12 protein-coding genes are annotated in these 13,223 nt (G+C 63.7%); 7 read left to right on the top strand and 5 right to left on the bottom strand.

Translation table 11 applies throughout. The annotated features are described in order from the left end of the window. The first annotated feature begins 2 nt into the window (after positions 1 to 2). The 6 genes from ACT53K_RS18835 to ACT53K_RS18810 all read left to right on the top strand — a co-directional run bounded on the left by ACT53K_RS18835 (position 3) and on the right by ACT53K_RS18810 (position 7,555). Positions 3 to 2,078, top strand: coding sequence for a 3-hydroxyacyl-CoA dehydrogenase NAD-binding domain-containing protein (locus ACT53K_RS18835; RefSeq protein ID WP_476230326.1), 2,076 nt, complete (start codon positions 3 to 5; stop codon positions 2,076 to 2,078). A 59-nt stretch (positions 2,079 to 2,137) separates the two neighbouring features. Then, positions 2,138 to 3,235 carry an acyl-CoA dehydrogenase family protein gene (locus ACT53K_RS18830; protein WP_476230325.1) on the top strand — a complete coding sequence of 366 codons (1,098 nt, stop codon included), beginning with the start codon at positions 2,138 to 2,140 and terminating at the stop codon, positions 3,233 to 3,235. Next, on the top strand, positions 3,232 to 4,446 hold the full coding sequence (locus ACT53K_RS18825; protein WP_476230323.1) for an acyl-CoA dehydrogenase family protein: 1,215 nt from the start codon (positions 3,232 to 3,234) through the stop codon (positions 4,444 to 4,446). The genes ACT53K_RS18830 and ACT53K_RS18825 overlap by 4 nt, the downstream gene beginning before the upstream one ends. A 68-nt stretch (positions 4,447 to 4,514) precedes the next feature. After that, positions 4,515 to 5,021, top strand: coding sequence for a flavin reductase family protein (locus tag ACT53K_RS18820; protein ID WP_476230322.1), 507 nt, complete (start codon positions 4,515 to 4,517; stop codon positions 5,019 to 5,021). A 112-nt stretch (positions 5,022 to 5,133) separates the two neighbouring features. Then, positions 5,134 to 6,603, top strand: a complete 1,470-nt coding sequence (locus ACT53K_RS18815; protein ID WP_476230320.1) for an aldehyde dehydrogenase family protein — start codon at positions 5,134 to 5,136, stop codon at positions 6,601 to 6,603. Between the two features lie 130 nt (positions 6,604 to 6,733). Next, entirely contained in the window at positions 6,734 to 7,555 is an 822-nt protein-coding gene (locus ACT53K_RS18810; protein WP_476230319.1) for a coniferyl-alcohol dehydrogenase, read from the top strand. Between the two features lie 169 nt (positions 7,556 to 7,724). Here the strand turns inward: ACT53K_RS18810 and ACT53K_RS18805 are convergent, their stop codons facing one another. From ACT53K_RS18805 to ACT53K_RS18795, 3 genes are all read right to left on the bottom strand, one after another. Next, positions 7,725 to 8,924: a thiolase family protein gene (locus tag ACT53K_RS18805; protein WP_476230318.1), complete on the bottom strand. Its 1,200-nt coding sequence runs from the start codon at positions 8,922 to 8,924 to the stop codon at positions 7,725 to 7,727. Next, the gene (locus ACT53K_RS18800; RefSeq protein ID WP_476230317.1) at positions 8,891 to 9,292 is read right to left on the bottom strand and encodes a Zn-ribbon domain-containing OB-fold protein; all 402 of its coding nucleotides are present in this window, start codon (positions 9,290 to 9,292) and stop codon (positions 8,891 to 8,893) included. Before ACT53K_RS18800 ends, ACT53K_RS18805 begins: the two co-directional genes overlap by 34 nt. 65 nt (positions 9,293 to 9,357) lie before the next feature. Next, positions 9,358 to 10,578 carry a CaiB/BaiF CoA transferase family protein gene (locus tag ACT53K_RS18795; protein WP_476230417.1) on the bottom strand — a complete coding sequence of 407 codons (1,221 nt, stop codon included), beginning with the start codon at positions 10,576 to 10,578 and terminating at the stop codon, positions 9,358 to 9,360. A 277-nt stretch (positions 10,579 to 10,855) separates the two neighbouring features. Here ACT53K_RS18795 and ACT53K_RS18790 point away from each other — a divergent pair, with 277 nt between their 5' ends. Continuing rightward, positions 10,856 to 11,503 (top strand): TetR/AcrR family transcriptional regulator, encoded by a 648-nt coding sequence (locus ACT53K_RS18790; RefSeq protein ID WP_476230315.1) that lies wholly within the window; start codon positions 10,856 to 10,858, stop codon positions 11,501 to 11,503. 178 nt (positions 11,504 to 11,681) lie between these two features. On the opposite strand, the gene ACT53K_RS18785 is transcribed toward ACT53K_RS18790, so the two are convergent. Then, the gene (locus ACT53K_RS18785) at positions 11,682 to 13,013 is read right to left on the bottom strand and encodes an amidohydrolase family protein (protein ID WP_476230314.1); all 1,332 of its coding nucleotides are present in this window, start codon (positions 13,011 to 13,013) and stop codon (positions 11,682 to 11,684) included. Next, on the bottom strand, positions 13,010 to 13,223 hold a 214-nt coding region (locus ACT53K_RS18780; protein WP_476230312.1), incomplete at its 5' end, for a hypothetical protein. The genes ACT53K_RS18785 and ACT53K_RS18780, both read right to left, overlap by 4 nt.

Below are 13,223 nucleotides of genomic sequence, written 5' to 3'. Positions count from 1 at the left end.
AGATGACGAGCGTTGGCACTTTCACCGTTGATGACGGCATCGGCATTCTCAAGATCGACTCGCCGCCGGTGAATTCACTGAGCAGCAAGGTGTGTCGCGCGCTCGCTGAAGGCTTCCAGAAATTCAAAGACGATACCTCGGTCCAGGCGATCGTGCTGATCTGCGGCGGGCGCACCTTCTTCGCGGGCGCGGATATCGGCGAGCTCGACAAGGCCGATGCCGACGCCGTCGATAGCCCCGATCTGGGCAGTATCCTGCATGCGGCGGAATATGGCACCAAGCCGCTCATCGCGGCGATCCACGGTACGGCGTTCGGCGGCGGGTACGAGCTTGCGCTGAACTGCCATTACCGCATCGCCGTACCGTCCGCGCGGGTCGGGCTACCGGAGGTCAAGCTGGGCCTGCTGCCCGGCGGCAAGGGAACGCAACGGCTTCCGCGGATCGTCGGTGCAGCCCGGGCGCTCGAAATCATGGTCGGCGGCAACCCGATCGCGGCGCCGAAAGCGCTGGAGATGGGCATGATCGACGCCCTTGCCGAAGAAGGCCGGTTGCAGGAAGATGCCACTGCCTTTGCGCGCCGGATCCTGGCCGAGGGACGCCCCCTCCCCCGCGCGCGGGATCGACAGGACATGGTGGATCCCGACAAGGGCAACCGTCAGCTGTTCGACGATTTCCGACGCGCCAACGCCAGGCAACTCAAAGGCTTCAAGGCGCCGGAAGCGATCATCCGTTGCGTCGAGGCTGCGGTCGAACTCCCCTTCGAAGAAGGCGTGAAGCGGGAGTGGGAATTGTTCGAGGAGTTGCTGGTCTCCAACGAGTCTGCCGCACAGCGCTATTTCTTCTTCGCGGAGCGCGAGGCGGCGAGGGTTCCGGGCATCCCCAAGGACGTCGCCAGCCTTGCCGTCCAGTCCGCGGGGGTCGTCGGTGCCGGCACGATGGGCACTGGCATCACCCTGGCGTTGCTGGATGCCGGCATCGCTGTGACGCTCGTGGAGATGTCCGGGGAGGCGCTCGATCGCGGCGTTGCCAAGATTCGGGCCCATTATGAAGGCGCGGTAAAGAAAGGTCGCCTGACCGAGCAACAGATGGACGAGCGCCTGGCACTGCTCTCCCCCACGCTCGAGATTGCCGCACTTGCAGACGTCGATCTGGCGATCGAGGCGGTGTTCGAAGCGATGGACGCCAAGCAAGACATCCTCGCAAAGCTCGACGCCGTAACGAAGCGTGGCGCCATCCTCGCAACCAATACGTCGTATCTCGACATCGACCAGATTGCAGCGGCGACGCGCCGTCCGGAGTCCGTGATCGGTCTTCACTTCTTCTCTCCCGCAAATGTGATGCGCCTGCTGGAAGTGGTTCGCGCGGAAAGGACGTCGCCTGAGGTCGTCGCGGCCGGGATGAAGCTCGCCAAGCGCCTCGGCAAGGTTGCCGTGCTGTCGCGCGTTTGCCATGGGTTCATCGCGAACCGCGTGATGTCGCAGCGCAACGCGCAGGCCGACGCGATGGTGCTGGAAGGCGTGTCGCCGGAAGCGGTGGACCACGCGATCGAGGACTACGGCTTTCCCATGGGGCCGTTCCGCATGCGCGATCTGGCGGGTGTCGACGTCGCCAGGCCCGACCCGGCGCAACGCACCGTGCGCGGCGAACTGATCAAGCTTGGTCGGCTGGGGCAGAAGAGCGGCGCCGGCTACTACGATTATGATCAGAATCGAACGCCCACCTTCTCACCGGTTGCGGCCGACGCGATCCGGCAGGTGGCGCAAGCGCTCGGAATCCGCGACGGCGGCCCGCAGCCGGCCGAGGAAATCGTGGCACGCCTGCTCTTCCCGGTCGTGAACGAAGGCGCCAAGCTCATCGAAGAAGGGATCGTCCTGCGCGCCTCCGACATCGATGTCGCCTGCATCACGGGATATAGCTGGCCAGTCTATACCGGTGGCCCGATGTTCTGGGCCGACACCATCGGCCTCGACAACATCCTCGCCAAGCTCACGCAACTGGAAGCGGTGCATGGCGAAGCTTTCAGACCCAGCGCGTTGCTCCAGGAAAAGGTGCGCATCGGAGGCAGTTTCACCCGCTGATCGATAGCATCGGCTCTGGCCCCGGGGCCATCACCATCCACCTCTGAAAGTAGCGCATCATGTCCATTTTATACACGGAAGAGCAGCAGCAGATCCAGGACGCCGCGCGACGCATGCTGGCGGACGGCTATTCCGCCGAACGCCTGCGCAACCTGCTCGAAGCGCCCGGCCGCTATGACGAAACACATTGGCAGGCATGCAGGGAGATGGGGTGGACCGCGCTGGCCATTCCCGAAGCCTATGACGGCCTCGGCCTTGGCCTGCTCGAACTGGCACTGGTGGCCGAGGCGGGGGGACGGTCGCTGTGCGGCTCGCCGTTTCTGCTAAGCAGCTATGCTGCAGCGCAGGCCATCCTGATGGCCGCCGACGAGGCGACCAAGGCCGAGGTGCTGCCGCTTCTCGCCAGCGGCGAGAAGATCGCCACCATCGGTTTTGGCCGAGGCAATGACGCCCTGGCGATCCTCCCCCCGGTTACCTGGTCCGATGGTTCGATCTCCGGGACGATGCCGGCGGTGCTAGCCGGCGCCCATGCTGATCTGGCGGTGGTGCTCGCCACCGATGGCGCGTCCCCGCACCTGGTTCTGGTCGAACTCGACGCCAGCGTCGGTCGCGATATTCTCAACACCTATGACAATAGTCGCTGCGTCGCCGACCTCAGCTTTACGTCGACGCTGGCGCGTCCTCTAGGCGAAGCGGATGCGGTAACGACCGCCTGGGCCGTATTGGAGCGGGCCGCAGTCGTCCTGGCGGCGGAGCAGACCGGCGGCGCCGATGCCTGCCTCGAGCTTGCCTGCGCCTATGCCAATACGCGCCAGGCGTTCGGCCAGCCCATCGGCAAGTTCCAGGCGATCAAGCACAAGCTAGCCGAGATGTACGTTGCGACGGAAATCGCACGCGCAAACTGCCTCGAGGCGGCACTGCGCCACGACAAGGGCCTCGCCGATTTCACCCCGCTTGCTGCAGCGGCCCGTGTCAGCGCGTGCGAAGCCTATGATCTGGCGGCTCGCGAGGGAACGCAGGTCTTCGGTGGCATCGGCGCGACCTGGGAGTCCGACATGCACCTGCACATGCGGCGTGCGCGCAGTACCGCCGGCACGTTCGGTAGCCGGTTCGTCTGGCAGGACCGCCTTATTTCGGCGTTGGAGAGTGCGATATGACCGCTGATCTGGTGAGCGAACTTCAGGCCTATCGTCAAACGGCGCGGGCATGGCTCGCGATGCATGCGCCCCAATACGGCCTGGAGGCCAGACGATATCTTTCCGAAGCCGAGGATGTGGAACTCGCCCGGCGATGGATGACGTTCAAATATGAGAACGGCTATTCGGGCATCAGTTTCCCGAAGAAATTCGGCGGCGTAGGCCTGACGCAACTGCACCAGGCGGTTTTCACCTCCGAGGAACTGGCGCATAATTTTCCTACGGAATATTTCGGCATCAGCCTGGGCCAGCCGGTGCCGATCATGATGCACTACGCCCCCGAAGCGGTTGCGCAGCGCTTCGTCATGCCCGCGCTCAAGGGTGACGAAATCTGGTGCCAGCTCTTTTCGGAACCCGCGGCCGGATCGGATCTGGCGGGTCTTCGTACCCGCGCGATCCGCGACGGCGACGACTGGATCCTGTCCGGCCAGAAACTATGGACGAGTTGGGCACAATATTCCGATTATGCGGTCATCGTCGCCCGGCACGACGCCACGTTGCCCAAGCATCAGGGACTGACGTATTTCTGGCTCGACATGCGCAGCCCGGGTGTCTCGGTACGCCCCGTCAAGCTGTCCGATGGCACGCACGACGTGAACGAAGTGTTTCTCGACGAGGTCCGCGTGCCGGACAGCCAGCGGCTGGGCGGCGTCGGCCAGGGCTTTGCGGTCTCGATGCACACCCTGTTCATCGAACGCTATGCGGCCGCTGCCGACGAGACCGGCTACGGCCCGAAGCTCGACACGTTCCTCGAGCTTGCGCGTCGGGCATCTTTCCACGGAGAGTCGGCGTTGCGCGATGGCCGCGTGCGCGCTGCGGTGGCCGATACCTATCGCTTCCAGCAAGCACTGGCGACGATCCGGGACAAAGCGTTCCTCCAAATCGCCAGCGGCCAGGAGCCCGGGGCGGAGGGCTCGATCCACAAGCTGGTCTCGGTCCGGTCGCGGCAGAGGCTGTCCGAACTCGCCGTCGATCTGCTCGGCCCCGGTGCCCTCTTTGACGAAACGAAGATCGCGAAGGAGGATTGGGTACGGTCTTGGCTGATCGCACCAACGGGCCGGATCGCCGGCGGCACCGACGAGATATTGCTGAACACGATCGCCGAGAAGATTCTCGGCATGCCGCAAGACTATCGGCCCGACAAGGGGGTTCCCTTCGACAAGATCGGGTGACGCTGGGCAGGCGACGGGCCCGCGCAAATCCGGCGATGGCGGGACCTGTCGACACGGGGAGTACGTGCATGAAGGACATGGATCTGGCGGACGCGCTGAAGGCGGCGATGCGGCGCATGCCGGGGCCGGTAGCGCTGGTGACGACGGCAGATCCGGACAACGGCGTCTATGCGGGGCTTGCCGCCTCGGCGGTAATCCCCGTCGCCATGGACCCGCCCTCCATGCTGGTGGGCGTGAACCGCAGCGGGAGCGCGCATGCCATCCTCGCGCGCGCGGGCCGCTTCTGCATCAATTTGCTCTGCAACAGCCAGACCGATCTGGTGCATCAATTCTCGAAACCCGCTCGACGCGCCGAACGCTTCACCAGCGGCCACTGGCTCGGCCGGAACGGACTCCCCTATCTGCCGGAGTCGTGCGTCAGCATTTTCTGCAAGGTTGTGCAGTCGCAGCATTTTGGCACGCATGAGCTGTTCATCGGGCTGGTCGAGGACGTGCTGCCGGGGACTGGCGATGATCCCATGGGCTGGATCGAAGGGGGCTTCGCCCGGCTTCAGGCCCTCGAGGCGAAAAGCTGACGTCGCTGCGCGCGAACCGCGGATGATGGGCGACAGCCGATGGCCGGACAATTTGGAATGCGCGACGGGCCGAACAGCTCGCGGCACCAGTGGAGAGGAAGCAGCAATGGAAATGGTGGCACCCCTCCGGTCGCTCTACATCGATGGCGAGTGGGCGACCGCCGGGGATCGCGACGTCATCCTCAATCCGGCCGACGAGTCGGTCTTGGGGGAGGCGCCGGTGGGCAATGCCGGGCATGTCGACGCGGCCCTCGCCGCCGCGCATACGGCGTTTCACCACGGGCCATGGCCCCATCTGTCGGCCAAGGAGCGCCAGGCCAAGCTCACCGCCTTCCTCGACGCGATCGATCGCCGCTCGGGTGAGATTATCGACCTTATCGTCGCAGAAGCCGGGTCTACGCGCGGGCTGGCGCAGTTTCTCCAATATGCCACGCCGATGAAGCACGCGCGCACGACGCTCGACGTGATGCTGCGCCCGGCGCAGACTGCGTTGCCGATCGATCTGACCCCTGCGGCCGATGGCTCGACCATGCTGGGCGGCCATGTGCTCTCGCGCGAGCCGGTCGGCGTCGTATCCGCGATCACGGCGTATAATTTCCCGTTTTTCCTCAACATCGGCAAGATCATCCCGGCCATGGCGGCCGGTTGCACGGTCGTCCTGAAGCCTTCGCCCTACACGCCGTTCGAGGCGCTGATCCTGGGGCAGATCGCCGAGGAAGTCGGCCTGCCGCGCGGTGTGCTCAACATCGTGACCGGGGGTGCCGATGTCGGCGCCGCGCTGACGACCGACAGCCGTGTCGATCTCGTCACCTTCACCGGATCGGACACGGTCGGCGCCGCCATCCAGGCCCAGGCCGCGCCCACGCTCAAGCGCGTGCTGCTCGAACTAGGCGGCAAATCGGCGCTGATCGTGCGGGCCGATGCCGATATCCAGCAGGCAGCGATGGCGGGCGCGATGGGCTTCACCATCCATTGCGGCCAAGGATGCGCACTGACCACCCGGCACATCGTCCACAACGCGATCAAGGCGCGCTATATCGAGGCCGTCAAGCAGATGATCGGCGCGATGAAGATCGGCAACCCGAGCGATCCCTCGGTGCAGCTCGGTCCGCTGATCCGCGAACAGGCGCGCGCTCGCACCGAAAGCTATGTCGAGATCGCCAGGGCCGAGGGGGCACGGCTGGTCGCCGGCGGCAAGCGGCCCGCCGGCTTCGACAAGGGTTTCTTCTTCGAGCCCACACTGTTCGACGATGTCGACAATGCGCATCGCATTGCCCAGGAGGAAGTGTTCGGACCGATCGGGGTGGTGATCGGTTTCGATACCGACGAGGAAGCGATCCGTATCGCCAATGACAGCAACTTCGGCCTGGGCGGCGGCATCTATTCGCGCGATGCGGGCAAGGCCTATACAATGGCGCTGGCGATACGGGCGGGTGGTGTGGCGATCAACGGCGGCGCCGGCGCCATGTCGAGCCACGCCCCCTTTGGCGGGATCAAGCGCTCTGGCTATGGCCGCGAATATGGCATCGAAGGCCTGAACGAGTTCACGTACATGAAGTCCATTTCCTTCCACGCCGCGTGACGCCGGGCGGGATGGCAGGCCGAGGTGCGGATCGGACCCGCACCCACGGACTGATCGCGCGGGCGCCAGCACCGCCGCCCACCGCGATTGGCGGCTTTCCACGAACAACGCATACATATGGAGAGGAACCATGAACGATTTGTCGTCATACGAAGGCAAGCGCGTCGCCATCGTCGGTTGTTTTTCCGGTATGGGTGAAGCGTGCGCCCGCACACTGGTGGCATTGGGCGCGGAGGTTCAAGGCGCTGACATCAAGCCATCGCCGGTACCCTTGGCCTCGTTCGCGCAGGTCGATCTCAACGACTGGGCGTCAATCGATCGGGCAGTCGCCGCGATTGGCGGCGAGATCGATGCCCTGTTCAATTGCGCCGGCTTGCCACAAGCCTTTCCTGCCGCCGATGTCGTGTCGGTGAATTTCCTCGGCATCCGGCACTGGACCGAACAATGGCTGCCTCGCCTCCGCCGCGATGGCGCGATCGCCACTATTTCCTCGCTGGGGGGCATGGGGTTCCTGCGGCGTCTGCCGTTGCTCACCTCGCTGATCGCGATCTCCGACAAACAGGCGTTTCTGGATTGGATTGCAGCACATCCGGACGAGGTTCAGGACGGCTATGCGCTATCGAAGGAGTTGGTCAACGCGTGGACGTGCCTCCTCGCCTACGAACTGGGCGGTCGTGGCATCCGCGTCAATGGGACAATGCCGAGCCCGACACAGACGCCGATGATGGCAGCCTTCGAAAAGGTGGTCAGCACAGCCGTGCTCGAGCTCTTCACGATTCCGTCGGGGCGTCGCACCACACCAGAGGAACAAGCCAATCCGCTTATCTTTCTTAATTCGAACGCGGCCAGTTTCATCAGCGGCGTGTGCCTGCCAGTCGACGGCGGGTTTCACAGCGACGTGCAGGTTGGCGCGATCGATATGCTGGCAGCGTCGGGGGGGACGGAGGCATGACCCACCGAACCGCGCATGCTTGGTCGATACGGACCCGCCGCGCCATAGCTCCGCGCTACGCCTACGCGCGGACCTGCTGGCCCCGATGGCGCTAGCGCCGGATGGCATTCGGTTGCATCGCCGCCAGCGCATTGATGGCCATGCGATTCCGACGGCAGGCTTGCCGGCTTCAGCCCCGCGCGAACAACAGGGCACCGCCGGGCGCGCCGCCGCCACTGGTCACCACGGCGACCTGCGGATCGCGCGGTACCTGGCGCGCGCCCCCCTCGCCCCAAAGCTGCACACAAGCTTCATGCGCAAAGCCAAATCCTTGCAAACGCCCGGCGGACAGTTGCCCGCCATGGGGGTTTATCGGCAATTCGCCGTCTCGCGCGATCCGCGTACCGCCTTCGACGAAGCGGCCGCCCTCCCCGACCGGACAGAAGCCCAGCATCTCGATCCAGCTGAGGCTGTTAAAGGTGAATCCGTCGTAGATGAGCCCGACGTCGACATCGGCGGGCTTGAGATCGGTACGCTCCCATAGCGAGCGCGCCGCGCCTTCGATGAGGGGAAGGCGGTCCAGTGCGGCATTGTCCCAGCTCCAACGCTCGCTGATCTGCGTGCCGACCGCTTCGATGCGGATCGGATCGGGCCGCCGCGTATCCCGCGCAGCGTCTGCCGCAGAGAGGACCAAAGCGATGGCGCCGTCGCAAGGGACATCGCAGTCATACAGCCCGAACGGCGTAGAAACCATGCGGGCGGACAGATATTCGTCCATCGACAATGGCGCGCGGTAAATCGCGGCGGGGTTCAGCATGGCATTGGTGCGAGCATTGATGGCAATAGCGCCGAGTTGCTCGCGCGTCGTTCCATAGCGCCGCATGTGCTCGGCGGCGTAGAGCGCAATCCAGTTCGCCGCCGAAAACGCGCCGAACGGCACCATCCACTCGAACTCCTCGGGGAGCGAGTCACGCGCGCCCTCCGGACGCATCTTGGCGGTGCTTTCCCATGTGCAGCGAAACACCAGCACGTGGCGCGCGAGCCCCCCGGCGATCGCCAGCATCGCTTGCACCAGCGCGCCGGTATGGCCTGGTATCTCAAGAGAGGAATTGAACCAGCGAGGATGTACCTGCAGAACATCCTCGACATCCTTGACACCCGCGCCGGAATAGCCACTTCTGCTCAGCGCGCCGCCATGGGACGACAAGCCATCGATGTCGCCACGCCCCAGTCCCGCATCGGCGATGGCGGCAAGGCACGCATCGACCGCCAGGCCGACCGGATTGCGGCCGAGCCGCCTGCCAACCTCCGACATGCCGATGCCGGTGATGCGAACCTTGTCTTCGAACTTGTCCATCATGCACCTGCCGGTTCGAACAAGGGCAGCCATGCGTCCCCTTGCCGGCTGAAGACGACGCGGACCGGCATCCCGGGGGACACCGCATCCACATCGCAGTGGACGATCCGCGTCGTGAGGCGGACATAGCGCGCTTCCTCAATCTCCACGATCGCAAGCGCATAAGGCGGCGGCAGCGCGGGGTGCCAAGCTTGATGGTTTATCGTGCAGGTGGCGACGCGGGCCTTGCCCGAGACCTCACGCGCCGACAGACGATCGCTCAAGCAGGCAGGGCAACGCGGCGAAGGCGGATGGACGAAACGTTCGCAAGCATCGCAATGCTGGAAGCGCAGCCGCCCATCTGCACCGGCGCTCCAGAAAAAGGCATTTTCCGGGGTTACGGACGGCGCAGGCAATGACATTCAAGCCTCCTTTCGCGGATCGAGTGTCAGCCGGTTGGCGAACTTGTAGCCTCCACCGCGGCCCATCAGGCGATCACGCCGCTGGTCTTGAGCTCTTCGATCCGATCCCAATCGAAGCCCATCTCGGTCAGCACCAGTTCGGTATGTTCGGAAGCCTCAGGGTAACGGCCAGCGACGGTCGGCTGGTGGTTGAACTGGACGGGAGCGGCAGCCAGCTTGATCGGCTTGCCGCCATTGTTCGACTCGATTTCGAAGATCATGTCGTTGGCCAGCACCTGCGGATCCTCTGCCACATCCATCAAACCCTGATAGGGCGCCCATTGGCCCGTGAAGGTCTGGAATCGCTTGATCCAGTATGCGAGCGGATGCGCCGCGATCGCGCGTGTGACGATGTCGCTGCCCTCGGCCCAATTCTCCATTACCGCTTCGGCCGTGTTGAACCGCGGATCGTCCATCAGTTCGGGTACGCCGAGATGGTTCCAGGTATCTTCCAGATACCGCCCCGGCGTGAGGACGGTAAGGTTGACGAACTTGCCGTCCGAGGTCTCGAAAACACCGACAAGCGGATTTCCCCGCCAACCGCCCGACTGGGGCATTTTGGGCACGAACGGCTGACGCCCCAGTTCCATTCCCATCGCCAGGCCGCAACCGACCGTCCACACGCCGGACCCGAGCAAGGACACGTCGAGTTCGACCGCTTCGCCGGTTCGCTCGCGATGAAAGAGCGCTGCCGAAATGCCGAGCGCAAGGTTCGTGCCGCCGATGGTATCGCCATACGCAGGCCCGGGCTGCGTGAGGGGGCCTCCCAGCTCCGGCGGCGTGACGCACATGGAAGAGCCGGCCCGGGCCCAGAAGGCGGTCGCATCGAACCCGCCCTTGAGCCGATCCGGCCCCTTGTCGCCCAGCGCGCTGCCGCGGGCATAGATAATGTTGGGATTGGCCGCACGGATATCCTGGACCTCGATCCGCAACTTCTCGCGCTGCGAGGGGAGATAGTTGGTCAGGAAAACATCGCACTGCTTGGCGAGTTCGTAAATCAGCTGCTGCCCCTCGGGCGTGGAGATGTCGATGCCGACGCTACGCTTGCCGCGGTTCGGATGGGCCGTCATCACGTTGCGCTCGGGGTTCACCGGTGCACTTTCGATGTTGATGAAGCCTCGCTGCGTGTCGCCCCGTACAGGATGCTCGATCTTGATGACGTCGGCGCCCCAATCCGCCAGCACCGCCCCGGCTACCGGCACGAACGTGAACTGCGCGACTTCGAGGACGCGCACACCCTGCATCACCTTGGTCAATTCACTCTCTCCTAACACCTAGGATCCGGTGCATTTGCTGATTGTACGCACCCTTCCTTTCGCCGTGTCTGCCCGGCGATTCGCGGTAGTATAGGTCAAAAACCATCAATGTGTATCTTTTTGTAATCGGTTGGCGTGGCGACGCTCCGCCTGCGTTTCGCCCTGCCGTCGAACCGACCGGATTCGCAGCGTACGGAGCTGGATCCAACGGTCCGCATCTCCCAGCCAATCCCTTGACAAGGCCGCGCCCGCGCGCTTCGAGAGCTTAGTGGAAGAAGTAAACAAGCATGGCCAAGCCATCGGTCGAAAAGGTCTGGAAAGTCGGCAGCGACTGCTCGACGCTGCGCGCCAGCTCATCACCGATGAACCAGCCCACAAGCTTACCGCAAGTGCGGTCGCGCGCGCCGCGCAGCTCGCTTCACAGACGTTCTACCTCTACTTCACGGACATTGACGAGATCCTGCTGACGCTCAGCCGAGAAGCGTCCGAAGACATGTCGCTGGTCCGCGAAACCCTGTCGGCGCCCTGGACCTCGCAAAGCCCGGCAAGTCACGCCCGGCGCTTCATCGAGGCCTTCAGCGCCTATTGGGACCGGCACCGCGCCGTATTGTCCATGCGCAATTACCTGGCCGACAGCGGACACGAGGCCTTCGCCCGCGTGCGCGAAGAGGCCGCCCTGCCGCTGATCGAATTGCTTGCCGATCGGATAATGGCGGGGCACGCGGATGCCGTTTTCGACCGGCGTGCCGCTTTTTCACGAAGCCTCGTCATCTATTCGGCCATCGAGCGAATGGCCGCGCGCGCGTCGATCATCCAGGCCCAGCCTCGCATATTGTCCCTCAAGGAACTGCAAGAGGCTGAGATCGCCATTCTCGAGCTGCTGTTCACGATGGACCCGCCAGCCTCCGGCCGATAATCGAGAATGCAGCGCGGCGGTGCCCCCGCCCGGAAAGACCATCGGTCCAGGCTTCGGATGTGCCGGACCTTCTGGCGGAGGGAGCGTCCGATTACCAAATCCATTGGCGCGACCGCTTGGCGTTCGCCAAGCGGTCGCCGGATCACGTCACACCGATGTTCGGGAACGCGATCGTTCCTTATTCCGCCGCTTCAAGCTGACCGTCTTTCCGGGCGATCTGCGCGAACATGCCGGTGATGTCGCCCGACGTCACGCGCCGCCGCTGTTCTCCTGGAGCAAGCGGCGCCGGCCCGCCGAACGACACGGGTGCTGTATTCACATGCGCGGCCTGCGCACGGAGCGCCGCGACGGTGCAGTTCTCCCGCCCGCCCATCAGGCCGAATGCATCGAAATTAAGCTGGCGCAGCGCGTTTCCATGGCTGATCTTCTCAATCTGCGATGCGCTGAGATGCTTGATCGTTTCGAACAGGCGCTCGGGGGCGTAAGGCCAGAGCGTGTCCGAATGCGGATAATCGCACTCATAGGCGATGTTGTCCTCGCCGATCTGATCGATGTTGGCGAGGCCGAACTTGTCGTCGATGAAGCAGCACATGAAGTGCTCGCGAAATTTGTCGCTCGGCTTCTTGCTGCCCCCGAAGGACGCGAATGTCCAGGCGCTGTGATGCTCATGGGTGAAATCGGCGCGCTCGAGGAAATACGGAATCCAGCCGATCCCACCTTCGGAAAGCGAGATCTTCAGCGGATAATCCTGCAGCGCCTTGAGGTGCAGCCAGTCGGCCGCAGAATAGGCAATCGACATCGGCATGGTGGTGATCCATGCGTCGATGGGAGTCTCCATTGACGAGTGCGGCGCCATCGCGCCCGTGCCGATATGGATGTTGATCGTCATGTCGTGATCGGCACAGGCCTTCCACAACGGCTCCCAATAGGCGTTATGAATGCTCGGATACTTCCGAGCCGCCGGATTGTCGGACAGGCTGACAGCATGGCACCCTTTTTTGGCGACACGTTCGATTTCGGCCACCGTGGCAGCCATGTCCCAATAGGGAAGGATCGCGTTCGGGATGTTGCGGCCGGGGTACAGGCCGCACCATTCGTCGATGTGCCAGTCGTTATAGGCCTGAAGAATGATCAGCGCGTTCGCCTTGTTCTCGAACTGGTGGAACAGCGCCCCGTCGAACTGAACGACGCTCGGGAAATTGAGCGAGGCGAGAATGCCGTTGGCGTTCATATCCTCGATCCGGGCATGAATGTCCCATGCCCCGCGACGCATCTGATCGAGGCTTACCGGCTCGCACCCATATTCCTCGCGTACCCGACCGACAACGGCATTGAGACCGATGGCGCCGGTACGCTTGCCCTCATACAGCCAGTAATCCACGCCGTTGGAATCCTTGCGCATGACCGGCGCAATTGCCTTGTGCTGGGCACTCAGGTGCTGCTCATACATGTGCGGCGGCTCGACGATATGATCGTCGACACTCACCATGATCAGGTCATCCACAGTCATCGCTTATCCTCTCCGAACCAACAATGTGTTTGTTTTTTAATTAGCGCATTTCCGGAACACGGTAAAGGTGGGCGATCACCGCCAAGCACATCGCCGGCCAACCTGCTGAGCAGGAGAAAACGCTTTGACTCATTAGCATTACAGTTGCGTTTTTGATCGAACATGTGACCGTTGTGCGGCGGCTTGGTGGGCCCGTCGCCAGCATGACCA

The sequence above is a fragment of the Sphingomonas sp. DMC8 genome, from assembly GCF_056314185.1.
The sequence above is the reverse complement of the archived record's forward strand: the minus strand, read 5'-3'. Positions and strand labels throughout refer to the sequence as shown.